Raw genomic sequence first — 23,615 nt, 5'->3', positions numbered from 1 at the left:
AGAGGAATTGCGCTCGCATCACGCCGCCGCCTTCAGCGTCGAGGCGCGGCAGATCAGCACGCGGCCGCCGCTGATCTTCACCGGCACGGTCGGGGTGCAGCCCTTGTCCTCGCCCAGCGCTTCGCCGGTGCTGAGCGAAATCCGCCAATTGTGCAGCGGGCACGCCACCGCACCGCCATGGACGATGCCCTGGCTGAGGCGGCCATGCTTGTGCGGGCAGCGGTCGAGCAGCGCGAAGACGCTGTTCTCGCCGGTGCGGAAGACGGCGATGTCGTCGCCGCCCTCGACCTGGACCGTGCGGGCACCGCGCAGGGGGATTTCCTCGACCCAGCCGATATCGAGCCACTCGCCAATCATGCCATCTCTCCAACCGGCTGGAAGCGCGCCATCGGCGCATGGATTTCGCGTTCGGCCCCGGCGACGCGCTCGGCCCAGGGGTCTTCCTGCGAGAATTGCTGCGAGTGGAAGAAGCGGCGAGCGAGGTCCGCGCGCGCCTCCGCATCGGGGAGCAGCCGCGACTGGATATAGGCCAGCCCGACCCGCTCGATCCACGGCGCGGTGCGTTCCAGATAGCGCGCCTCCTCGCGGTAGAGCTGGATGAAGGCGGCGCACATCTCCATCGCCTCTTCCTCGGTCGCGACCTTGCAGAGCAGGTCGGTGGCGCGGACCTTGATCCCGCCATTGCCGCCGACATGGAGTTCATAGCCCGAGTCGACGCAGACCACGCCGAAATCCTTGATCGTCGCCTCGGCGCAGTTGCGCGGGCAGCCCGACACCGCGATCTTGAACTTGTGCGGCATCCAACTGCCCCAGGTCGCCCGTTCCAGCTTGACGCCGAGGCCAGTCGAATCCTGCGTGCCGAAACGGCACCATTCGGAGCCGACACAGGTCTTCACCGTCCGCAAGCTCTTGCCATAGGCATGGCCGCTGACCATGCCGGCGGCGTTCAGGTCGGCCCAGACGGCGGGCAGATCCTCCTTCTTGATGCCGAAGATGTCGAGCCGCTGGCCGCCGGTCACCTTGACCATCGGCGCGTTGAACTTCTCGACCACATCGGCGATCGCGCGCAGTTCCTTGGGGCTGGTGATCCCGCCCCACATGCGCGGCACCACCGAATAGGTGCCGTCCTTCTGGATGTTGGCGTGCATCCGCTCGTTGACGAAGCGGCTCTGCTGGTCGTCGACATACTCGCCGGGCCGCGCGCAGAGCAGATAGTAATTGAGCGCCGGGCGGCAGGACGAACAGCCGTCGGGCGTCGACCAGTGCAGCTTCTGCATCACCTCGGGGATCGACTGCATTCCTTGGGCGACGATTTCGCGACGGACATCGTCATGGCCGAAGCTGGTACATTTGCACATGGTCTTCGGCCCCGCCTCGACCTCGCCGCCGAGCCGCAAGGCCAGCAGGTTCTCGACGATGCCGGTGCACGATCCGCAGCTCGCCGAGGCCTTGCAGCCGGAGCGGACCGCATCCAGGCTGTGCGCGCCGCCGTCGATACAGGCGAAGACCTTGCCCTTGGTCACGCCGTTGCAGCCGCAGATTTCCGCCTCGTCGGAAAGCGCCGCAACGGCCGACTTAGGGTCCGCCTGCCCCCCTCCCGAGGCGAAGGCCTGGCCGAAGATCAGCGCGTCGCGCATGTCGGCGACGCTCTCGCCCTTCTTCAGCAGGTCGAAATACCAGTTGCCGTCGGCGGTATCGCCGTACAGCACCGCGCCGACGATGCGGTCGTCCCTGACCACGACGCGCTTGTAGATGCCGCGGCTCGCGTCGCGCAGCACGATGTCCTCCGCGCCGTCGCCGCCACCGAAATCACCCGCCGAGAAGACGTCCAGCCCGGCGACCTTCAGCTTGGTCGCGGTGGCGGTGGGGCGATAGCCGGAGGGTGCGCCGGTCAGCGCATCGGCGAGTGAGCGGCACATGTCCCAGAGCGGCGCGACCAGCCCGTACACCTGCCCATCATGCTCGACGCACTCGCCGACCGCCAGGATGCGCGGGTCGGAGGTGACCATATGATCGTCCACCTTGATCCCGCGCCCGACCTCGAGGCCAGCGGCGCGGGCGAGCGCGACCGAGGGGCGGATGCCGACCGCCATCACCACCAGATCGGCGGGGATCTCGCGCCCGTCCTTAAGGCGAACGCCCGTGACCTTGCCGTCGCCGACGATTTCGGCGGTGTCCGCGCCGCACAGCACGGTCTGGCCCCGCGCCTCCAGCGCCTGTTTGAGCAGCCAGCCCGCCGCCTCGTCCAACTGCCGCTCCATCAGGGTCGGCATCAGGTGGAGCACCGTCACCTTCATGCCGCGAAGCGACAGGCCATGCGCCGCCTCCAGCCCGAGCAGGCCGCCGCCGATCACCACCGCGCTGCCACCCCCCTTTGATCGGGCGGCTTCGGCGGCGGCGAGCATATGCTCGACATCCTTCATGTCGCGGAAGCTGATGACGCCGGGCAGGTCGTGGCCGGGCACCGGGATGATGAACGGGTCGGAACCGGTCGCGATCAGCAGCCGGTCATAATCCAGCACCATGCCGCTCTTGGCGGTCACCGTCCGCGCCTCGCGGTCGATCGCGGTGACGGGATCGCCGCTGACCAGGGTGATGCCGTTGTCGGCATACCAGTCCAGCCCGTTGATGACGATCTCGTCGAACGTCTTCTCCCCCGCCAGCACCGGCGACAGCATGATCCGGTTATAGTTCACCAGCGGTTCGGCACCGAAGATGGTGATGCGGTAGCGTGCGGGATCGCGCGCCAGTAATTCCTCGACCGCGCGGCAACCGGCCATGCCGTTGCCGATGACGATCAAGTGCTCGCGGGTGTCGGCCTTGGCGGCGCTCAGGACTTCGTGTTTCATCGGTTCGATCCGTGGAAGAGGAAAAGCATCAGATCCGCACGCCCTCGGCCGCGCCCCAGCTGCGGCGCCAGCGGGTCTTGACCAGCATCAGGCCCGCCAGCGCTACGAGCGCGAGACTGGCGAAGATCAGGAAGCCGCTGGAGAAACTGCCGGTCCACTGCTTGGCGATGCCCAGCGACGAGGCGAGGTAGAAGCCGCCGATACCGCCCGCCATGCCGACCAGCCCGGTCATCACGCCGATCTCGGCGGCGAAGCGCTGCGGCACCAGCTGGAACACCGATCCGTTGCCGACGCCCAGCGCCAGCATGGAGAGGACGAACAGCGCGAGCGAGGCGGCAAAGCCGTCGACCATCGCCACGCCCGTCAGCGTGACGGCGGCGGCGGCGAAGACGGCCATCAGCGCCTTCACGCCCCCGATCGCATCGGCCAGCGCGCCGCCCATCGGTCGTACCAGCGATCCGGCGAAGACGCAGGCGGCGGTGGCGTAACCCGCCTGAACCGGGGTCAGGCCGAACCGGTCGGTGAAATAGATGGGCAGGCTGGCGGCGAGGCCCACGAACCCGCCAAAGGTGACGGCATAGAAGCCCATCAGCCACCAGGCATCGGCCTGTTTCAGCGGCGCGAGATACTCGACCAGACGGCGCGGCAGCGGTGCGCCCGGCGCGTCCTTGGCTATGATCATATAGGCAATGAAGACGAGGCTCAGCGGCAGGCAAGCGAGGCCCAGCACCGCGTTCCAACCGAACAGCTTGGCCAGCGCAGGCGCGAACAGCGCGGCCAGCACGGTGCCCGAATTGCCCATGCCCGCCAGGCCCATCGCCTTGCCCTGATGCTCGGGCGGATACCAGCGGCTGGCGAGCGGCAGGGCGATGGCGAAGCTCGCACCCGCAAAGCCCAGCACCACGCCCAGCGCCAGCGTGCCGCCGAAGCTGGTCACGCCCAGCGCCCAGGCGGAAAACAGCCCGGCGATCACGATGATCTGGCTGATCGCTCCCGCGCGCTTCGGCCCGATCCGGTCGACCAGCAGGCCGTTGACCACGCGCAGGATCGCACCCGCCAGCGTCGGCACCGCGACCATCACGCCCTTTTGCGCCGGGGTCAGCCCCAGGCTGGTCGCGATCTGGGGGGCGAGGGGGCCCAGCAGCACCCAGACCATGAAGGCCAGGTCGAAATAGAGGAACGCCGCGATCAGGGTCGGCGTATGGCCGCTCGACCAGAAGCCGCCGTCATCGGCCCCGCTATCGGGCTTTGTCTTTTCGGTGTCGTTCCAGAATGCCGTCGCCATAGTGCCGTCCCCACGGGCCCAGGGCCCAAAACGAAAAAAGCCGCCAGGACGCGGTGCCCTTGCGGGTCGCATCCTGGCGGCTTCGTTGCCTCCAAACGGACAATGGGGTCGCCCCATTTCCGCCAGCGCGCTACCCCGTCGTTGGAGCGGCCTGCGCTGCTATCTCGTGCCCGACGCCATTGCCGGGCGAATCGAAAATTTGCCTGATTCGCGGGTGCGGCGCAAGAGGCTTTCGCAAATGCAGCAATATCAATCCTCCCCGTACCGGGGAGGACTTAAGGCAGTCCCGCCAGATACCCTGGGATATCATCGGGATCGAACGCTCGCCCGTCAAAGAAGGGATCGCTCCCCAGCACCAGCCGCCCTTGCGTCGATCCCGCCCCGATCGGCTCGACCAGCGCGCCCTCCAGCTTGGAGCTCGCCCCCGGCAAAGGCGCGCCCGATCCGGCCAGCGCGGCGCGGTAGAGGTCGGGTCGGAACACGTCTTGCGCGGTCGCGGCATCCTCGGGCGAGAAGGGCAGCCCCTCCCACCGCACCATCTGGGCATAAAGCCAGGCGGCTTGGCTGCGCCACGGGAAGTTTGCCGCCTCGCGATACTGGAACATGAAATCGGGATAATGGACCGGCTCGCCACCCGGCACCACGCGGATGCGGTCGGTGATCGCGCGCAGGATCGCATCGACCGGCGCGTTCAGATAGTGCGGGCGCGACAGTATGGCTGCGCTCTGTTCGACCGTCTCGGGATCGACGAAATGCGCCGCCGCCGCATGGAGCGCCCGGATCAGCCGCAGCACGCCGTCGCGTCGCTCCTCCGCCCGGTCGGCGCGCATCGCCAGTACCTTTTCGACGCCGCGCCGCCAGATTTGCGCCGTGGCGAGCGCGATACGACCCACGCCGCGATCGACCGCGATGGAGTTCCACGGCTCGCCAACACAGATTCCGTCCACCTCTCCGGCGGCCAGAGCGTCGGCGGCGAAGGGGGGGCTGGTGACGATGATCGCGACATCCGTGTCCGGGCGGATGCCGACGCCCGCCAGCCAGTAGCGGAGCATGTAATTGTGGCTGGAATGGCGATGCACCACCCCGAAGCGCAGCGGCTTGCCCGCGTCCCGCCGCCGCTCCGCCACTGCCTTTAGTGCGACGCCGATGGCGACCGGATCGCCCAAAGTCTCGCCCAGGCCGACCGCCTCGCCCAGCGCGGTCGAGAAGGTGAGGGCATTGCCGTTCAGCCCCAGCACGAAGGGCACCGCCATCGGCACCGCCGGTCGGTCACGGCCCAGCGCGGTCGAAATGGCGAGCGGCGCGACCAGATGCGCGGCATCGGTATGGCCATAGAGCAGCCGGTCGCGCACCGCCGCCCAGGTCACGTCGCGGACCAGCTCGATGGCGATCCCCTCCGCCTCGGCAAAGCCCAGTTCGTGCGCCAGGATGGGCAGGGCGGCGTCGACCAGCGGCAGGAAGCCGATGCGGAAGGTGTCGAGGCTCATGGCAGATCTCCCATCAACTGCTCGCTGGTCACGATCGCCTCGGCCACGTCGGCGATGCGGCGGTTGCTGGTCATCGCGTGGCTGCGGAGCAGCGCATAGGCGGCGGGCTCGTCCAGCCCACGTCGCCGCATCAGGATCGCCTTGGCCCGGTCGATCACCTGCCGGTCGGCCAGCGCGGTCTTCGCCTCGGCCAATTCGGTCTGGAGCCGGGAAAAGGCCTGGAAGCGCCGCACCGCCAGATCGAGGATCGGCTTGATCCGCTGCTTGGCAAGGCCGTCAACGACATAGGCGGACACGCCCGCATCGACGGCGGCCATGGTCGACTCAGGCTCCGACTGGTCGACGAACATCGCGATCGGCCGGTCGAGCGCGCGCGACATGGCGAAGAAATCCTCCAGCACGTCGCGGCTGGGATTTTCCAGATTGATCAACACCACCTCGGGCGCGGCGCGCTCGACCTGAGCGGCGAGCGGCCCGGTGGGATCGATCACCACCAGATCGGTCAGCCCCGCCTCGCGCAAGCCATCGGAGATGATCGCGGCACGCGTGCTGCTGGTATCGATGATCGCGATCCGCATGGCGGCTTGATGCCGCGTCGGCTTCCGATCGACAAGAGGCGAAGGCGCCCAATCCCTGTCAAAGCCGCTTGCCTTGGCATATGTCGGAGTATAATCACGTGCGATTGCATCGAACGAAAACGATCTTAATAAAATAGATTATCTGGACAGGGGAGATTGCCGATCATGCGCCATTTGGGCCGATCAAGAAGCTTGCGCGCCATGCGCGTGATGCTTCTGACCGGCGCGCTGGTGGTGAGCGGACAGGCGCTGCACTCTGCCGCGATAGGTTGGCCATTGTCTGGCGATATCGTGCCCGCGCACGACCCCGTCCTGATCCGCGAAGGCGATGTCTATTACTCCTACTCGACCGGACAGCGCGGGAGGGGCCCGCTGGTGGCGCGCATGTCGCGCGATCTGCGATCCTGGACGCCGCTGGCCTCGCCGCTGCCCGCCATCCCCGGCTGGGCGCTTGCGGCGGTGCCGGGCGCGCGGGAGATGTGGGCCCCCGACATAGCGCGGGTCGGGGGGCGCTATCGGCTCTATTACTCGGTCTCGACCTTCGGCAAGCAACGCTCGGTCATCGGTCTGGCGACGGCGACCACGCTCGATCCGGCGCGCCCAGACTATGGCTGGCGTGACGAGGGGCTGGTGATCGCCTCGCGCGAGGGCGACGGTTACAACGCGATCGACCCGGCCTTCGCGCGCGATCGGCGGGGCGGCGAGTGGCTGGCATTCGGCAGCTTCTGGGGCGGGGTACAGTTGATCCGGCTCGACCCGCGCACCGGCAAGCCCGCACCCGACGCCCGCCCAGTGACGATCGCCGCGCGCGCGGCGGGGGAGGGCGATGGCGGCGGCAACGCGATCGAGGCGCCCTTCATCATCGATCATGGCGGCTGGTACTGGCTGATCGTCTCGTTCGACCTGTGCTGTCGGGGAACGAAGAGCAGCTATCATCTGCGCGTCGGTCGGTCGCGATTGATCGAGGGGCCGTATATCGACCGGAGGGGGCGAGCGTTGCGCGAGGGCGGCGGGACCGTGTTGTTGCGGGCCGATGCCGAAGGGCGCGACCGGTTTCGCGGGCCCGGCCATGCGGGCGTGCTGCACGATCGCGACCGGCGCGATTACCTCATCCATCATGCCTATGATGCCGAGGCCAAGGGGGCCCCGACGCTGCGGATCGCCCGGCTGCGCTGGGATGCGGGCGGTTGGCCCGTGGTTGAAAAGGAGACGCCATGACCGAGTTCGAATTGACCCGCCGCGCACTGGTGGCGGGCGGCGCGGCGCTGGCCGCCGTTCCGGCCCTGGGTCGGGCGACGGCCCCTGGCATGGAGCGGGTGACGAACCCGCTGATCCGGCAGCGTGCCGATGCGCAGATCGCGCTTCAGGCGGACGGCCTCTATACATTCATGGCCTCGGTTCCCGAATATGACCGGGTGGTGCTGCGGCGGGCCAAGACCATCGGCGGCCTGGCGACCGCGCCGGAGACGGTGCTGTGGCGGCGGCCCGCATCGGGCAGGATGGCGGGGCATATCTGGGCCCCCGAAATCCATCAGATCGATGGCCGCTGGTATGTCTATGTCGCGGCGGGGGATGGCGGCGACGTCTTCCACATCCGCACCTATGTCCTGCAATGCGACGGCCCCGATCCGGTGACGGGGAAATGGTCTTTGCTCGGGCAGTTGGAAACGCCGTGGGACACGTTCACGCTCGATTCCACGACCTTCGTCCATCGCGGCACCCGCTATCTGGCCTGGGCGCAGAAGGAGCCGGGGATCGACACCAACTCCAACCTGTATCTGGCACCGCTGGCCACTCCGACCACGCTGGCGGCGTGGCCCGCGCGGCTGACCGTGCCGACGCTGCCATGGGAGGTACAGGGGTTCAAGGTCGCGGAGGGGCCCGCACCGCTGATCCGCAACGGCCGCATCTTCATGACCTATTCGGCCAGCGCGACCGATGCGCGCTATTGCATGGGGATGCTGACCGCGCGCGACGACGCCGATCTGATGGATCCCGCCGCCTGGACCAAATCGCCCGAGCCGGTCTTCCGTACCGATGCCGCGCGGCGCATCTATGGCCCCGGCCATAACAGCTTCACCGTCGATCGGGCGGGCAAGGACGTGCTGGTCTATCATGCCCGGGATTACGAGGCGATCACCGGCGATCCGCTCTACGACCCCAATCGCGACACGCGGGTCCAGCGATTCGGCTATCGCGCCGACGGCACCCCCGATTTCGGACGACCGGTCGCGAACGGTCCCGTCTTGATCTGAGGCAAGGATGTGGGGGCTCCGGCCCCCGCATCCTGTTTGCGCGCGATTTATAAGACCGACAAGAGATAGCGTCGCAAATTCTATGCACCAGGCGGCCTAGAAGACGGACAAGAAACGTTATTTTGCCGATGTTTGCGCTAACATGGCGGCACCTGGCGAAGCCTTGGTGTTGCTCAAAATCCACGACCTGAATTGTCTATCATTATTTCATCATCTCCAGCTTGACCGGAGCGTCCGATAGTCAGACAAATCGCTTCGACCGGTACCGAAAGTTCGGACCGTATGAGGGGAGATTCGATGAAGCATCACGTCCTGCTGCTGTCGGTTGCGCCATGGGCGCTGTTGGCCGCACCCGCCATGGCGCAGACCGCCGCGCCCGGCCAGAAGGCGCAGACCGCCGATCCCAACGCACCGATCGAAGCGCAGACACAGGTCGGAATCCAGCAGGATGTTCAAGAGGTTCCGGATCGCAGCCCGGTCCAGGCCTCGACCACGGGACTGGACGAGCAAGCGGTCGACCCGCGCGACATCGTCGTCACCGGCTACCGCGCCAGCCTTGGCTCGGCGCAGGCGATCAAGCGCAATTCCGACGCGATCCTGGACGCGATCGTCGCCCAGGATATCGGCAAGTTGCCCGACAATACGGCGGCGGAATCGCTGGCGCGGGTCACCGGCATTCAGGTCAGCCGCTATAGCGATGAAGTGAACCAGGTGCTGGTCCGTGGCCTGCCCGACGTGACGACGACCTTCAACGGGCGCGACATCTTCACCGCCGAGGGGCGCCGCGTCGCGCTCCAGGATTTCCCGGCGGGCGCGCTGGCGGGCCTGGAGGTCTACAAGTCCGGGACCGCCGACCTGCTGGAGCCGGGCCTGGCGGGCCTCATCAACGTGCGGTCGCGTCGCCCCTTCGACTTCGAGAAGGGCTTCACCATCGCGGGCGGCATTCGCGGCACCTATAACGACCAGTCGAAGAAGTTCGACCCGCTGGGCAACCTGCTGATCAGCCAGCGCGCCGACACCGCGATCGGCGAGATCGGCTGGCTCCTCAACGCCTCCTATACCCAGGCGCAGTATCGCAATGCGGTGCGCTGGGGCGAGGGTAACACCAACTCGCCGACGGCGGGGACGACGGTGCTGCCGACTTCGGTCGGTCGCAATTTCCAGATCCCGACCGCGGTCGGCGTCTATAACGACAGCGGCAAGCGCTGGCGCCCGGCGGTCAACGCCAGCGTCCAATGGCGCCCGGCGCACAATCTCGAGCTTTACTACGACTTCCTCTACCAGGGTTATCGCGGGGAGATCGCGAACGACTGGTTCCGCGTTCCGCTGCTCGACAACAACCCGACGCTGAGCGACGTCGTGCTTCGTCCCGGCCAGCCGCTTCAGGTCCAGAGCCTGACCAAGACCGGCGGCTATCGCCCCGAGGCGTATCGCAGCACCGCCAAGGGCTATACCAACACCTATCAGGCGGCGGGCGGCGCCAAATGGGACGTGGGTCGTGCGCATCTGTCGACCGATCTGGCCTATACCAATTCGGAATATGGCTCGGACGAGTGGAGCTTCGACACGGCCTTTTCCAGGGCGCCGGTCGCCAACGTCAATTTCTTCGTCGACAACGGCGTGTCGTTCGATCTGCCCGGCTTCGACAATACCAACCCCGCCAATTACATCTGGCGCGGTTATTACGAAGCGACCTACCGCGTGCAGGGTAAGGGGTGGCAGTGGCGCACCGACGTCGATCTGGAGACCGACCTGTCGCTGTTCCCCAGGCTGCAGATGGGCGTCCGCTGGACCGATCGCGATGCGTCGCTGAAGCGCGGCAACCGCTATGCCTATACCGAGCCGCTCGCGATCCCGCTGGCCGATGTTCCGGCGGGCCAGCTGGGGCTGACCCAGAATGCGTTCCGCGGCAATCAGGGCTTCACCAGCTGGCTGATGCCGTCGCGCGACGGTATCGCGGGCAATGCGCCGCAGCTTCGCCAATACGCCTTCGATGCGCTCCAGCGGCTGGTGGCGGGCAATCCGGCCGACCAGGGGTATCGCGACGCGCTGAACCGTTTCGCCTCGCCCACGGTCCAGCTCGACCCGCTGGCGGCCTTCTACGCAACCGAACAGACCTATGCCTTTTACGGGCAGGCCAAGTACGAGTTCAACATCGGCTCGGTCCGGTTCGACGGTATGCTCGGTACCCGCGTGGTCAACACGGTGGGCGAGTATAGCGGTATCTCGACGGTGCTGTTCGACGGCGTGCGTCGCAGCGAGGTGCGCACCACCCGCGCCAATTATGTCGACATCCTGCCCAACGTCTCGCTGCGCATCCGGCCCGACGACAAGCTGCAGATCCGCTTCGGCTTCACCAAGACGCGGACCAAGCCCGAATTCGGCCAGCTGAACCCGGCGCTGAACATCGAGCAGAATACCCAGGCGGTCATCCCGAACCAGCCGCTCGACCCGCGCTTCCCGGCGGGCCTGAACACGCGTCCCAACGCCTATGGCAGCGGCGGCAATCCGGACCTGCGTCCGCTGACCTCGAGCAACTATGACGCGACGGTCGAATATTATTTCTCGCCGACCGCGTCGCTGACCGCCGCCGTGTTCTACCGCGATCTCGACGGCTTCATCAGCAATTATGTCAACCGCACCATCGATCCCTTCTACGGCCTGATCGAAATCAACCGGCCGGAAAATGCGGGCAAGGGGCGGATCAAGGGCGTAGAAGTCGGCGGCCAGACCTTCTTCGACTTCCTGCCGGGCCTGTGGAGCGGCTTCGGCGTGCAGGCGAACGTGACCTATCTGGAAGGCAAGCAGCGTTATCCGGCCAATCTGTTCGCCGCGACCGGCGGTACGACCGAGCCGCCCTTCGTGCCGATCACCGGGCTGTCGAAGTGGACGTACAATGTCGCGCTTTTCTATGAGAAGGGTGATGTGTCGACCCGCCTGTCGTTCAACAATCGCGATGCGTTCCTGAACGGCAACTTCATCAACGGCGACGGCTTCTACAATGGCGAGGGCACGACCCGCATCCAGCGGCTCGACTTCGGCTTCAACTATAACCTGACGAAGGAGATCACCATCGCCTTCGACGCCGCCAATCTGCTGGCCAAGCCGTTCAACAATTATCGCAGCTATGGCAACGGCCTGTCCTACCCGCGCGATGTGCGCGACGAGGGGCGTTACTACGGCCTGGGCGTGCGCTTCCGCTTCTGACCATGCCCTTTCCAGCTACGAAAAACCCCGCCGGTCCTGCGACCGGCGGGGTTTTTCATTCGTCAGGGCACGGGATCAGACCAGCGCGTTGCGGCGGATCAGTTCCTTATACCATTGCGCGCTCAGCTTGGGCGTCCGCTTCTGCGTGGCATAGTCGACATGGTGCAGGCCGAAGCGCAGGCCATAGCCGTCGGCCCATTCGAAATTGTCCATCAGGCTCCAGAGGAAATAGCCCTTGAGCGGATAGCCTTCGGCCGCCGCACGGCGGAACTGGCCCAGATAGTTACGCAGATACATGATCCGGTCGCCGTCATCGACCAGGCCCTTGTCGTTCAGCTTGTCGTCGGCGGAGGTGCCGTTCTCCGAGATGTAGATCGCTTTCGGGTTCCACATCTCGCTGACCGCGCGCACGCCCCAATAGGCGGCCTCGGGACCGACATAGAGCCAGGGCGAGGCCATGCGCGGCGAGTTGGGCAGATGCGGCAACGGGGTATAGCCGCGCGGATCCTCCGGGTTCGCCTTGACGAAGGTCGGCGTGTAGATGTTCAGCGCCACGAAATCGAGCGGGCTGGCGATCGCGGCCATGTCGCCCGCCTGCACCTTGGGCGCATCGGCCCCGGCGCTCTTCAGATAGGCGTCGGTATATTTGCCCTCCATCACGGCGGTCAGGAACATCGCGTTCTCTTCGCGCATCGCCTTCTTGGTCGCCTCGATATGCTCCGGCGTCTCGATGACGGGGACGAAGATGCTGGCATTGTCGGCAATGCCGACCTCCGTGCCCGCCTTGGCATTGGCGCGGATCGCCTGGACGCCCAGGCCGTGCGCCAGACAGCCATGGTGGCGGACCTGGTTCACCTGGCCCTGGGGCAGCTTCAGGCCCGGCGCATGGATGCCAACCATGTGGCCGAGATCGGTGAAGCAGCGCAGTTCGTTGACCGTCATGAAGCGGTGGACGCGGTCGGACAGCTTGCCCGCCATGAAGCCCGCATAGTCGGCAAACGCCTTGGCCGTGTCGCGATTCTGCCAGCCGCCGGGCAGCGCCTGCGGCAGGTCCCAGTGGAACATGGTGACGTTGGGCTGGATGCCCGCCGCCAGCAGCGCGTCGATCACGCGGCTATAATAGTCGAGGCCCTTCTGGTTGAACTTGCCGCGACCCTCGGGGAAGATGCGCGACCAGGCGATCGACATGCGATAGGCCTTCACGCCGAGATTCTTCAGCAGCGCGATGTCCTCGTTATACCGGTGATAGCTGTCGCAGGCGACGTCGCCATTGTCGTCGTTCGCGATTCTGCCCGGCGTGTGCGAGAACACGTCCCAGTTGGTCAGGCCGCGCCCGTCCTCCTTCACCGCGCCCTCGATCTGGTAGGAGGCGGTGGCGCAACCCCACAGGAAGTCCTTGGGAAAGCTCAGGTCCGATGCGGTCGCGGCGGCCGCGCGGGTGGCGGCCAGCGTGCCGCCGCCGGTGGCGAGCGCGGCACCGCCCATCGCCATGCCGGACTTCATGAAATTACGACGATCCATGGATTGTGGTCCCCTCCGAAAATATCGAGAAAAAGTCATGGTCTGGGCGGCATCGCCAGATCGCTCGCGACCCAGACCAGCGGCGCGTTCCAGTTGATCGCGACCTCGTTATGGGCATAGGCGCGCGCGTCATCGATCCAGCAGCGCTGGCCCACGCAATGTCCCTTCATCGGCGCGGAGGCGGGTTCGGGAAAGCTGGTGCTGTTGGCGCCGCCGCTCAGCACGCCGGGGGGCGGGCCGGGCGTCTTCGCATCGAACTGATGCGCCCAGAAGCGGTGATGCGGGTTCCGCATCGGCTTCCACCCGAAGCCGCTGACATAGCTTTGGTCGAGCGGGTTGCGGCCCAGCACATAGTCCATCGCATCGACTTCCGCGTCGCGGTAGCGCCGCTCGCCGGTGAAGCGGGCCGCCAAGGCCAGGATCACGGCCCGTCCCAGCAACCCGCTGTTCGACCCCCATTGATAGGCGGTCGAGGCATAGGGAATATGATAGCCCGACCGGATCTCCTCCTCCAGGAACCGGTCGGCCAGCGCGATCAGCTTGGCGCGCGCCGCCGCCCGCTCGGATGGCGGCACGCCGGTCGCGGTGGCGAGGGTGATCGTGCCCAGTGCGGCGGTCCCGCCCCAGCTCGGCTCCGCCGTCAGGGCGGCGCTGTGAAGCGGGTTGCGGTGTAGCGCCTCGGCCAGTTCGGGCATGCCGGTGGTCGCGTAGAGTTCGGCGGTCGCCCAATAAAGCTCGTCGGTCAGGTCGTTGTCGCCATAGCCGCCGCTGCCATTGAAGGCCTGCGCGGCATAGACGGCCGGATTGTGCAGCGCCGCCTGATAGGCCTTGCCCGCCGCGACCAGGCAGCGTTTGGCGAAGTCATTGTCCACGCCGCGCCAGATGCGCGCGCATTGCGCGGCGGTGGCGGCGAGGTTCAACGTCGCCGCCGTGCTGGGCGGATAGAGCAGCCGTTCTTCGCGGTCGTCGGCGGGCGCGGTGGGCAGCTTGGTCCAGTTGCGGTCGGCGATCTTGTGATGCGCCATGCCCCCGGCATCGATATCGGTCAGCGTGTAAGGTCCGCGCCCCTGCCGCCCGACCGGCAGCGCCAGTTTCTGCCCGTCGGGAACCTGCATCGCCAGCAGGAAACGCATCTCCCACCGCGTCTCGTCCAGCAGGTCGTCTATCCCGTTCCCCGCCTCGGGCAGGGCCGCGCTGCCATCGGGGAAGGGGGGCGAGCCCGCATCGGCCTCATAGAGATTTTGCAGCATCCACAGGGCGATGCCCCCATTGACGACATATTTGCCCTGGTCGCCCGCATCATACCAGCCGCCGGTGACGTCGAGCGTATAGGGGCACCCTGGCCAGTTGGTGCCGGCAAGGTCGGGACCCTTGAAGCAGGTCACGACCTCCTTCACATGCCCCGCGGCGCGCGTCCATTGCGAGCCTCCCGCGAAACGCGCGTCGATCGGAACCCCGGCGCGCTGCTGGTAGAAGAAGTTCAGCGATGCGCGGGCGAGCGGCCGATAGACGCCCGCGTCAATTGCAAAGGGGTGGCTGACCCGACCATCGACCCGCAGGCGATAGATGCCGGCTTTGGTATAGCTCGCGAAATCGATCCGGTGGACCTTGTCCCCCGAGGCCGCATCCGGGCCGAAATAGGTGGTGCGCCCTTCCGCGACGACGCGGCCCGCCTCGTCCAGCAACTGCCAGGAAAGCGGGGTCGAACCGCTGGCCGCGATGATCGCGCGCTTGGCGGTGTCGGGGCGGAAGCCGATCTGGTTGAGATGCGGACCCGGCGCATCGCTCGCACCGATCCCGGCAAGCGCGAGCAGGGGAAGAACGATCCTCTTCATAACAATGGGCCTCCCGCGCCGGGCGTGGTTCGGGCGAAATCGAAACCGCCATCCGCCACACCGCTCGCCGTCAGTCCGGGAGCCAGCGGCGACGGCGCGGTCATCCGCAGAAAGTCGCCATGGCTGGGCAGACGCGCCGCCACATCGGCATAGCCTCCGCGCATCTGCTCCAGCGCCTGCGCCACCAGATTTTCGTCCAGCGCATCGACGGCGGGCTCCCAGCTTTGCGGGACCAGTCCCTGGCCCAGGCAGACCGCGACCCAGCTCGGATTGGCGAACAGGTCATAGCCTTCGCGGAACAGCCGCCCCTTGCCCGGCCCACAGCGCCATCTTGCGCGACAGGCTGTCGGGCACGTCCATGGTGCGCACCCGGTTCCAGAACGGCGTGTCGGCGCGCCGCGTCGCCTTATAGTGGAGGATGATGAAGTCGCGCACATCCTCGTACAGATCGTGCATCTGGCGGTTGAACTCGTCGCGCTCGCCGGAATCGAAGCGCATGTCGGGGAACAGGGCGACCAGCCGCTGGATCGCCGCCTGCACCAGATGGATGCTGGTCGACTCGAGTGGCTCCAGGAAACCGCTCGACAGGCCCAGCGCCACGACATTGCGGTTCCAGCTTTGCCGCCGCCGCCCCGCCGTGAAGCGCAACTGGCGCGGATCGCCCAGCAACTCGCCCTCCAGGCTGTCGACCAGTTGCGCGCGCGCGGTCTCATCGTCCAGGAATTCGCTGCAATAGACCAAGCCGTTGCCCATCCGATGCTGGAGCGGGATACGCCATTGCCACCCTGCGTCGCGCGCGGTGGCGCGGGTGAAGGGATCGGGTTCGCGCGGATCGGGCAGGGCGCACGGCGCCGCGACCGCCCGATCGCAGGGCAGCCAATGCGCATAGCTTTCATAGCCCGTCTCCAGCGCCTCTTCGATCAGCAGCCCGCGAAAGCCCGAGCAGTCGATGAACAGGTCGCCCTCGATTCGTCGTCCATCGGCCAGCGTCACCGCCTCGACATAGCCGTCCTCGGGCCGCAGGTTCACCGCGTCGATCCGCCCCTCGATCCGAGTGACGCCGCCACGCTCCGCATAGCCGCGCAGGTAGCGGGCATAGAGCGAGGCGTCGAAATGAAAGGCGTAGAACAACTCGCGGATCGGCGAGCGCGCATCGGCCTTGGCCCGCCCGAAACGCCCCGCCCGCGCGGCCACCGCGCTCATCGACCAGTCGGCGATACCCGGGATCGCGCGGCGGCTCCGCTCGCGCAGCCAGAGCTGATGGAAATGCACCCCCTGCAAATCCTGGCCGAACCGGCCGAAGGGGTGGAAATAGCGCTCGCCCCTGTCGCCCCAGTCGACGAACTCGATCCCGAGCTTGAACGTGCCGCCGGTCGCGGCGAGAAAGTCGTTCTCGTCCAGGCCCAGCATCTGGTTGAAGGTGATGATCGGCGGGATCGTCGCCTCGCCGACGCCGACCGTCCCGATCTCCTCGGATTCGACCAAGGTCACCTGTGTATAGCCGTTGTTCAGCAACCGGGCGAAGGCGGCGGCGGCCATCCAGCCGGCGGTGCCGCCGCCGACGATGACGACGCGGCGAATGCTATGGTCATGGGGGGGTGGCATGTTCATCGGGCGAGGCGTCTCATCTGGCCCGCGCGCCATTCGGCATGGGCGGGACTCTGGGGAAGGGCGGCGGCGATGGCGTCGGACAGGCGGGTCATGACCGCCTGCACCTCGTGCGGAGGAACGCCATGCACCAGCGGATCGACCCGGCGCGGCAGGAACCCTTGACCCAGCAGCATCGCGGCCCAGCCATCGCGGGCGAAGGTCTCCTCCTCGTAAAAGGGCAGGCGACCGCGCTCGGCGAATTGGGACAGGGTGTGGGCGAGGCAGGCGGGCGGTTCGGCGCGGGCGACCGCCTGCCACATCGGCTCGGGACGGCGGGCGGTGCGGTAGTGCGCGGCCAGGAAGTCGCGGACCCGGTCCGCCTCGGCCAGCGTCTGGCGGTTGAAGTCGGCGGCCTCGACCGGGGCCATGGCGCGGTCGGGCAGCATCGCGATCAGCCGGTCGATCGCGCTCAGCGCCAGATGCAGGTTGCACCATTCCAGTGGCTCGACCTGCGTGGCGGCGTCGCCGACCGCGATGCAATTGCCCCGCCAGGGCTGGAGGCGCGTGCCCGCGCGGATGGCGATGGGCGCATCGACCACCGCCCCGTCGCGCGACAGCATCGCGGCGGCGTCGGCATCGGAGAGATGCTGGCTCGCATAGGCCAGCCCGACCTGCTCGCCGCTCGACCAGCACCAGCCTGCCGCATGGGCGGTCACGTCGGTCAGGACCGGCGCGCCTTCGCCCGAAACCCGCGTGCCGAGCAGGACGCGGTCGCAGGGGAGCCATTCGCTCCAGTCCTGTCGATCGTCATCGATCGCGCTGCGCAGCGTCGCCGCCGGACCGCTGGCATCGAGGAACAGGTCTGCGCTCAGCGTCCGATCCTGTTCCGTCGTGAGGGCGGCGATATGCCCCCGCGCGTCCACACGAACCTCGGCAACCGTGCCCGCCATCTCCCGCACCCCGATATGCAGGGCAAAGGCGCGTATCATCGCCATGTGGCGGGTCAGATCGAGGGTCAGGCCGAAATCATGCGCGCCGAAGATGCTCCCCGGCGCGGGCGGTACGAAACGCCCTTCGCGTGCGATCCGGGCGGCGGGGGAATAGCTGTCGAAGGGGCGCGCCACGCCGTCACGCGCCGCGCGAACCCAATGGAGATGGAACGCCGCCGGACCGATGGCATGGCCATAGGGGCCATAGGCATGGACATAATCGGGCAGCCCCTCCGCCCATCCGATGAAACGCGTGCCCAGCCGATAGCCCGCTCCCGTCCGCGTGACGCCGTCATCCACACCGATGCCCAAATCGGCCTGAAACCCCGGTAGGGAGGGCAGGGTACAGGCGATCCGATCCGCCAGCGCGTCCCTCGCAGGCGGTGTCGCCAGCAGGGTCACGTCGAGAAACGGCGCCCGACGCTTCAGCGCGGCGGCGGCGCACCACGCGGTGAGGCCGCCACCGACGACCAGCACGTCCCGGATGGGTCCCGCGCCGGTCATGCCGCGTCGACCATCGGGCAATAGCGTTCCAGAAAGCCGCGATGATCGGGGCGCGTGGCGACTTCGCTGGCGATTTCGGACCGCAGATCGCCGACCGCCCGCAGCAGTTCGGGCGTGCCCGCGACATCGGCGCGCGGGTCCCATCCCTCCGGCACGATGCCCTGGCCGAGATAGACCGCGATCCAGCTCGCATCCAGGAAGACGCCCTCGCGATATTTCACGACCCGCGCCCGCCTGCGCCACAGGTCCAGCTTTTCGCCGAGGCTGTCGGGTATCTCCATCGTCCGGACGTAATTCCAGAAGGGGGAATCGTCGCGCGTCGTCGCGTGATAATGGAGGATCAGGAAGTCGCGGATGCGGTCATATTCCAGATCGATGATCCGGTTGAACTCGTCGCGGTCGGAGGCGCTGGCCCGCTTGTCCGGGAACAGCTCGATCAGCGCGGTGATCGCCTGCTGCACCAGATAGATGCTGGTCGATTCGAGCGGTTCGAGGAATCCGCTGGCCAGCCCGATCGCGACGCAATTGCCGACCCAGCTCCGCCGCCGCCGCCCCGCCTTGAAGCGCAGCAGGCGCGGCTCGGCCAGCTTCTCGCCCTCGACCGCCTCCTCCAGCGCACGGGCGGCGTCGGCATCGGCGATGAAGTCGCTGGCATAGACATAGCCATTGCCGGTCCGATGCTGGAGCGGGATGCGCCAGCGCCATCCGGCGGGCATCGCGATCGCGCTGGTATAGGGGGTGACGGCGGTCTCGGTCCGGCACGGCATCGCCACGGCCCGGTCGGTCGGCAGCCATTTCGACCAGTCCTCGAACGGCTCTTCCAGCGTCTGGCCGAGCAGCAGCGAGCGAAAGCCCGAGCAGTCGATGAACAGGTCGCCCTCGACCCGCTCGCCATCCGCCAGGACGACCGCACGGACCAGGCCGGTTTCGCCGTCCCGCTCGACATCGATGACCATCCCCTCGGTCCGCATCGCGCCCGCTTCCTCGGCCAGCCCGCGCAGATAGGGGGCGAAGAGCAGCGCATCGAATTGATAGGCATAGCCGAAGGTCGACGGTAGCGTTCCCGCATCGCGAACCGGATGATCGAACCGCGCTTCGCGTGCGAGGGTGCAGGCATAGGATAGCGCGTCCAGCGGCGGCAGCTCATGCCCCTCGCGTGCCAGCCGCGTCCAATAATGATGGAAGTCGATCGCGCCGCCGCCCCGCCCGAACGTCCCGAACGGATGGATATAGCTGTCCCCGATCCGGCCCCAGTCGCGAAACTCGATTCCCAGCTTGAAGGTCGCCCGGGTGCGCGCCATGAACTCGGCCTCGGGAATGCCAAGCCGTTCGTTGAAGGCGCGAATATGGGGCAGGGTGGCCTCGCCGACCCCCACGACGCCGATCGCCTCCGACTCGATCAGTCGGACGGTGCACTGTCCCGAAAGGAGACGCGCCAGAGCGGCGCCCGCCATCCAACCGGCCGTGCCGCCGCCCACGATGACGACCCGCACCCGTTCCTGCGTCACCCTTCGCTCCCCCTCCTGACCCGTGAAAGACCGGGCCGTTTCGTCAATTCATGCCGCGCCTTGCCTGTCGCCGCAATCCACCAAGAGGGAAGCGTTGCAGGAATGTCGCACCTCCGACCGGATCGGACGTTTATAAGTTAAGCATCTTGTCGAAATGTTGCTGGTAGCGCAATCACGAGTCCGAAGATCGTGTCGATAGGCATGATCTCGACCTAACGGGCGACGCCAAAGGGGCGCGCAAAAAAGGGGGGGATGACCATATGCGCAGCGTTGCGCCTCTCACTGTCACTGCCAATCGCTTCCATCGGCTCATGATCGGTGCGTCCGCGGGTGCCTTGTGCATCGCGGTGCTCAGCACGCCCGCCATGGCGCAGACCGCCGACCAGCAGACGACGACCGATTCGGACCAGAGCGCCACCTCGCCCACCGGTGCGGTCGCGGGCCAGGGCACGGCCGGCTCGTCCACCCCGCGCACCAGCGCCAGCGTCGAGGCCCCCGGCTCGCAACCGCCCGCGGGCGATGATGTCGGCAACGAGAAGGAAGTCGTCGTCACCGGCATCCGCCAGAGCCTGGCGAATGCGCAGACGATCAAGCGCAACTCCGACACCGTCGTCGACGCGATCACCGCGTCCGACATCGGCGCGCTGCCCGACCGTTCGGTGACCGAAGCGCTCCAGCGCGTGCCCGGCGTGTCGATCAGCCGCTTCGCCGCCGCCAACGATCCCGACCATTTCTCGGTCGAAGGTTCGGGCGTCGCGGTGCGCGGCCTGACCTTCGTGCGCTCGGAATTCAACGGCCGCGACACCTTCTCCGCCGGTATCGGCGGCCAGGCGATCAACTTCTCCGACGTCCCCGCCGAACTGCTCGGCTCGGTCGAGGTGTACAAGAACGCCACCGCCGAACTGATCGAGGGCGGTCTGGCCGGTACAGTCAACCTGAACACCCGCAAGCCCTTCGACAACAAGGGTTTCCATGCGGGCTTCACGGCGGAGGCCAATTACGGCGACTTCAAGAAGAAGTGGTCGCCGACCGGCTCGCTGTTGCTCAGCGACACCTGGGATACCGGCATCGGTCGCTTCGGCCTGCTCGGCAACATCTCCTATTCGCGCGTCCGCAGCCGCGCGGACAGCATCCGCATCACCAACATCCAGACCCGCGACAATGTTCTGGCGCTGGCGGCCAACTCGACCACGGCGCAGAATTGCCGCAACCCGCTGCCCGGCACGGTCGACCAGACCACGCTTCCCGTCGGCGGCGCGGAGGGTTTCGCGTGCGGTGCGGCCAGCACGCCCGGCGCGGACGGCTTCCTCGACCCCGCATCGCTGCGTTACGCCCCCATCGGCGGCCAGTTCGCGACGCAGGAATTCGATCGTAAGCGTGACGGTATCGCGCTGGCCGGTCAGTGGCAGAGCACCGACGAGCGCACCGTCCTGACCGCGCAATTCCTGCGCACGCACACGGTCAATAATACCTCGGAGCGCACCTTCGAGACCGCGCCCGATCTTTCGGAATACAACACCTATCCGGTCGGCTGCGTTCAGAACAACGCAGGTCCCGCCAACTCGACGATTGCGCAGTGCCCCACCGGCACGACCAGAAACTATGTCTACGACGCGAACGGTCTGTTCCAGTCGGGCTACATCACCGCGCCGGGCAACGGCTATCGCTCGTCGTGCAGCGGCCAGGCAACCTGCTGGGTTCCGACCGGCGGCACGCAGCAGTCGCTGGCGCGTGGCATGACGCGGGACGAGAACACCGTCAACGACTTCGGCGTCAACCTGAAGACCGAGCTCAACGATCACCTGTCGGTCAATCTGGACGGCGACTATACCCGCGCTACCAAGACCAGCACCGATCTGCGCGTGTTCGGTTCGACCTTCGCCGATTCCGAGCTGGACCTGACGGGCAATCTGCCGATCGTGACCCCGCACAAGCCGTCGACGTTGCAGGCGAGCTGGGCGACGCCCAACCCGACCCTGAACCAGCAGAGCGATGCGGATTATTTCGCCAACCGGAACGTCCAGTTCTGGCGCGCGGCGATGGACCATCTCGAAGAGAGCAAGGGCCGCGAATATGCGTTCAAGGCCGATGTCGACTATAAGTTCGACGATGGCAGCTTCCTGACCCATGCCAAGTTCGGTGCGCGCTATGCGGACCGGTCGTCGCAGGTGCGCTACACCACCTATAACTGGGGTGCGCTGTCGGAAGTGTGGGGCGGCGGCGCCAATCCGGTGTCCTTCGCCGATCAGCCGGCGAACAGCAGCTTCTATTCCTTCCCGAATTTCTTCCGGGGCGCCACCAACGGCCCGTCGGGCGCCTATTATTATGATGGCGATCTGACCGGCGGCTATGCGCAGTCGACCGCCTTCTTCAACTCGATCGGGCAGGCCTGGCAGCAGCGCGTGCGCGATGCGGCGCGTGCCAGCGCCGTCACCGCGGCCCTGACCGCCGGTCAGACCCAGGCGCAGGCCAATGCCGCGGGCGATCTTGCGGCGGCCAATGCGAACCCGCCGACCGTCTTCTCGCCGCTGGCGCAGCGGGCCGGGGTGGTTCCGGGCACGCCCTATCTGCCGTCCGAAATCCAGGACGTGTCGCAGCAGGACAAGAACCTGTATGCGCAGTTCAACTTCGCCACGCCCGGCAATCTGTTCGGCGATGTGCGGATGAGCGGCAATATCGGCGTCCGCTATGTCCTGACCGACGTCACCTCGGCGGGTTCGATCGGTGCCCCGACCCAGCAGCAGACCGGCACGACCGATCCGTTCGCCAGCCGCTGCGCCCCGCAGCCGGTGACGCAGAATGGTCAGCCCGTGTTGCAGAACGGCGTGCCGCTGGTCGCGGTCCCCGCCGGCATCTGTCAGCTGGGTCAGGCCGGATATAACGCCATCCAGCAATTCTCGACCGGCATCACCGCGCCCGACACGGCGCGTAGCCAGTATCACTACTGGTTGCCGAGCATGAACCTGAAGTTCGGCATCGGTCGTGACGTGGTGCTGCGTCTGGCGGCGTCGAAGGTCATGACCCGTCCGGATTTCGCGAACATCCGCAACTTCCTGCAACTCGGTTTCGACACCAATAGCGGCCAGATCACGGCGACGGCAGGCAATCCCTACCTCAAGCCCGCGACCGCTTGGCAGTTCGACGCGACGGTCGAATGGTATTTCGCCCGCGTGGGTCAGTTGTCGGTGGACGTCTTCTACAAGTCGGTGAAGGACTTCTTCTACCAGTCGCTGACCAACCGCACGATCACCAGCAACGGTGTGACGCAGTCGGTGCTGGTGCGTGGTCCCGCCAACTATGAGGGCACCGGCAAGATCAAGGGCTTCGAGGCCGCCTATCAGCAGACCTTCGACTTCCTGCCGGGTCTGCTCAGCGGCTTCGGCGCCAGTGGCAGCTACACCTATATCGACAGCTCGGGCCTGCCCAACTCGTTCCTGAACGGCGGCGCGCCCGCCAACACCTCGAACATCAAGCCGGGCAACATCCCGCTCGAGGGTCTGTCGAAGCACACGGTGAACGCGGCGCTGTTCTACGAAAAGGGTCCGGTCTCGCTGCGTGCGGCGTATAACTGGCGGTCCAAATATCTGCTGACCCCGGCGGACGTGATCTTCCCCTACACCTCCATCTATCAGGATGCGGGCGGGCAGTTGGACGCTTCGGCGTTCATCAATATCAACAAGTATCTGAAGATCGGCGTGCAGGGCGTGAACCTGGCCAATCAGGTCATCAAGACCGAGCAGGCCTATATCAGTGGTTCGACCGCCACCGCCCCGCGCTCCTACATCGTCAACGACCGCCGCTTCTCGTTCGCGCTTCGCGGCACCTTCTGATCCGGGCGAGCCGGTCGGGGCCTTCGGGTCCCGGCCGCAAGCCTGACCTGCGACCGCCCGTTTCTCCAAGGGGAGGCGGGCGGTCTTTCTTCATGTCAGGCTGAAGCTCCACTTCCGTTCAGCCTGCGCGGAGTCGAAGGCCACGCCCTATGCTTTCGGCATGCGCGTTCCCGTGCA

Annotated in this window: 13 protein-coding genes and 1 pseudogene; 4 read left to right on the top strand and 10 right to left on the bottom strand. The window is 66.7% G+C overall.

Annotated elements, in window-relative coordinates; translation table 11 throughout:
- Nucleotides 1-18: 18 nt before the first annotated feature.
- The 5 genes from nirD to QE379_RS15325 all read right to left on the bottom strand — a co-directional run bounded on the left by nirD (nt 19) and on the right by QE379_RS15325 (nt 6,199).
- A complete protein-coding gene (nirD, locus tag QE379_RS15345) occupies nt 19-357 on the bottom strand; it encodes a nitrite reductase small subunit NirD (protein WP_307001827.1) in 339 nt (112 codons plus the stop codon).
- Nucleotides 354-2,849, bottom strand: a complete 2,496-nt coding sequence (nirB, locus tag QE379_RS15340; RefSeq protein ID WP_307001826.1) for a nitrite reductase large subunit NirB — start codon at nt 2,847-2,849, stop codon at nt 354-356. Before nirB ends, nirD begins: the two co-directional genes overlap by 4 nt.
- Before the next feature lie 28 nt (nt 2,850-2,877).
- Nucleotides 2,878-4,134, bottom strand: coding sequence for a NarK/NasA family nitrate transporter (locus tag QE379_RS15335; RefSeq protein WP_307001825.1), 1,257 nt, complete (start codon nt 4,132-4,134; stop codon nt 2,878-2,880).
- A gap of 275 nt (nt 4,135-4,409) precedes the next feature.
- The gene (locus QE379_RS15330) at nt 4,410-5,621 is read right to left on the bottom strand and encodes a CmpA/NrtA family ABC transporter substrate-binding protein (protein ID WP_307001824.1); all 1,212 of its coding nucleotides are present in this window, start codon (nt 5,619-5,621) and stop codon (nt 4,410-4,412) included.
- A complete protein-coding gene (locus QE379_RS15325; RefSeq protein WP_307001823.1) occupies nt 5,618-6,199 on the bottom strand; it encodes an ANTAR domain-containing response regulator in 582 nt (193 codons plus the stop codon). Before QE379_RS15325 ends, QE379_RS15330 begins: the two co-directional genes overlap by 4 nt.
- A 201-nt stretch (nt 6,200-6,400) precedes the next feature.
- Here QE379_RS15325 and QE379_RS15320 point away from each other — a divergent pair, with 201 nt between their 5' ends.
- From QE379_RS15320 to QE379_RS15310, 3 genes are all read left to right on the top strand, one after another.
- The gene (locus tag QE379_RS15320; protein WP_307001820.1) at nt 6,401-7,417 is read left to right on the top strand and encodes an arabinan endo-1,5-alpha-L-arabinosidase; all 1,017 of its coding nucleotides are present in this window, start codon (nt 6,401-6,403) and stop codon (nt 7,415-7,417) included.
- The gene (locus QE379_RS15315) at nt 7,414-8,454 is read left to right on the top strand and encodes a glycoside hydrolase family 43 protein (RefSeq protein WP_307001818.1); all 1,041 of its coding nucleotides are present in this window, start codon (nt 7,414-7,416) and stop codon (nt 8,452-8,454) included. Before QE379_RS15320 ends, QE379_RS15315 begins: the two co-directional genes overlap by 4 nt.
- A gap of 297 nt (nt 8,455-8,751) precedes the next feature.
- Nucleotides 8,752-11,661: a TonB-dependent receptor gene (locus tag QE379_RS15310; protein ID WP_307001816.1), complete on the top strand. Its 2,910-nt coding sequence runs from the start codon at nt 8,752-8,754 to the stop codon at nt 11,659-11,661.
- Between the two features lie 75 nt (nt 11,662-11,736).
- Here QE379_RS15310 and QE379_RS15305 read toward each other — a convergent pair whose 3' ends face one another.
- From QE379_RS15305 to QE379_RS15285, 5 genes and pseudogenes are all read right to left on the bottom strand, one after another.
- Entirely contained in the window at nt 11,737-13,182 is a 1,446-nt protein-coding gene (locus QE379_RS15305; protein WP_307001814.1) for a GH1 family beta-glucosidase, read from the bottom strand.
- 35 nt (nt 13,183-13,217) lie between these two features.
- Entirely contained in the window at nt 13,218-15,017 is a 1,800-nt protein-coding gene (locus QE379_RS15300) for a glycoside hydrolase family 9 protein (RefSeq protein ID WP_307001812.1), read from the bottom strand.
- Nucleotides 15,014-16,628 (bottom strand): annotated as a pseudogene (locus QE379_RS15295) (tryptophan halogenase family protein). The gene QE379_RS15300 and the pseudogene QE379_RS15295 overlap by 4 nt, the downstream one beginning before the upstream one ends.
- Nucleotides 16,625-18,100 (bottom strand): tryptophan halogenase family protein, encoded by a 1,476-nt coding sequence (locus tag QE379_RS15290; RefSeq protein WP_307001810.1) that lies wholly within the window; start codon nt 18,098-18,100, stop codon nt 16,625-16,627. Before QE379_RS15290 ends, QE379_RS15295 begins: the two are co-directional and overlap by 4 nt.
- A complete protein-coding gene (locus QE379_RS15285; RefSeq protein ID WP_307001808.1) occupies nt 18,097-19,608 on the bottom strand; it encodes a tryptophan halogenase family protein in 1,512 nt (503 codons plus the stop codon). The genes QE379_RS15290 and QE379_RS15285 overlap by 4 nt, the downstream gene beginning before the upstream one ends.
- Nucleotides 19,609-19,919: 311 nt before the next feature.
- Between QE379_RS15285 and QE379_RS15280 the strand changes: the two genes are divergently transcribed.
- Nucleotides 19,920-23,438 carry a TonB-dependent receptor gene (locus QE379_RS15280; RefSeq protein WP_307001807.1) on the top strand — a complete coding sequence of 1,173 codons (3,519 nt, stop codon included), beginning with the start codon at nt 19,920-19,922 and terminating at the stop codon, nt 23,436-23,438.
- Nucleotides 23,439-23,615: the final 177 nt, after the last annotated feature.

Source organism: Sphingomonas sp. SORGH_AS_0879, from assembly GCF_030819175.1.
Lineage (GTDB): Bacteria > Pseudomonadota > Alphaproteobacteria > Sphingomonadales > Sphingomonadaceae > Sphingomonas.
Note: the sequence above shows the minus strand (reverse complement) of the source record. Positions and strands in the feature narration are given on the sequence as shown.

Excerpts from the sequence above, each read along its gene's own strand:
- nirD (WP_307001827.1), bottom strand. The coding sequence starts at position 357 with ATGATTGGCGAGTGGCTCGATATCGGCTGGGTCGAGGAAATCCCCCTG.
- nirB (WP_307001826.1), bottom strand. The coding sequence starts at position 2,849 with ATGAAACACGAAGTCCTGAGCGCCGCCAAGGCCGACACCCGCGAGCAC.
- QE379_RS15335 (WP_307001825.1), bottom strand. The coding sequence starts at position 4,134 with ATGGCGACGGCATTCTGGAACGACACCGAAAAGACAAAGCCCGATAGC.
- QE379_RS15330 (WP_307001824.1), bottom strand. The coding sequence starts at position 5,621 with ATGAGCCTCGACACCTTCCGCATCGGCTTCCTGCCGCTGGTCGACGCC.
- QE379_RS15325 (WP_307001823.1), bottom strand. The coding sequence starts at position 6,199 with ATGCGGATCGCGATCATCGATACCAGCAGCACGCGTGCCGCGATCATC.
- QE379_RS15320 (WP_307001820.1), top strand. The coding sequence starts at position 6,401 with ATGCGCGTGATGCTTCTGACCGGCGCGCTGGTGGTGAGCGGACAGGCG.
- QE379_RS15315 (WP_307001818.1), top strand. The coding sequence starts at position 7,414 with ATGACCGAGTTCGAATTGACCCGCCGCGCACTGGTGGCGGGCGGCGCG.
- QE379_RS15310 (WP_307001816.1), top strand. The coding sequence starts at position 8,752 with ATGAAGCATCACGTCCTGCTGCTGTCGGTTGCGCCATGGGCGCTGTTG.
- QE379_RS15305 (WP_307001814.1), bottom strand. The coding sequence starts at position 13,182 with ATGGATCGTCGTAATTTCATGAAGTCCGGCATGGCGATGGGCGGTGCC.
- QE379_RS15300 (WP_307001812.1), bottom strand. The coding sequence starts at position 15,017 with ATGAAGAGGATCGTTCTTCCCCTGCTCGCGCTTGCCGGGATCGGTGCG.
- QE379_RS15290 (WP_307001810.1), bottom strand. The coding sequence starts at position 18,100 with ATGACCGGCGCGGGACCCATCCGGGACGTGCTGGTCGTCGGTGGCGGC.
- QE379_RS15280 (WP_307001807.1), top strand. The coding sequence starts at position 19,920 with ATGATCGGTGCGTCCGCGGGTGCCTTGTGCATCGCGGTGCTCAGCACG.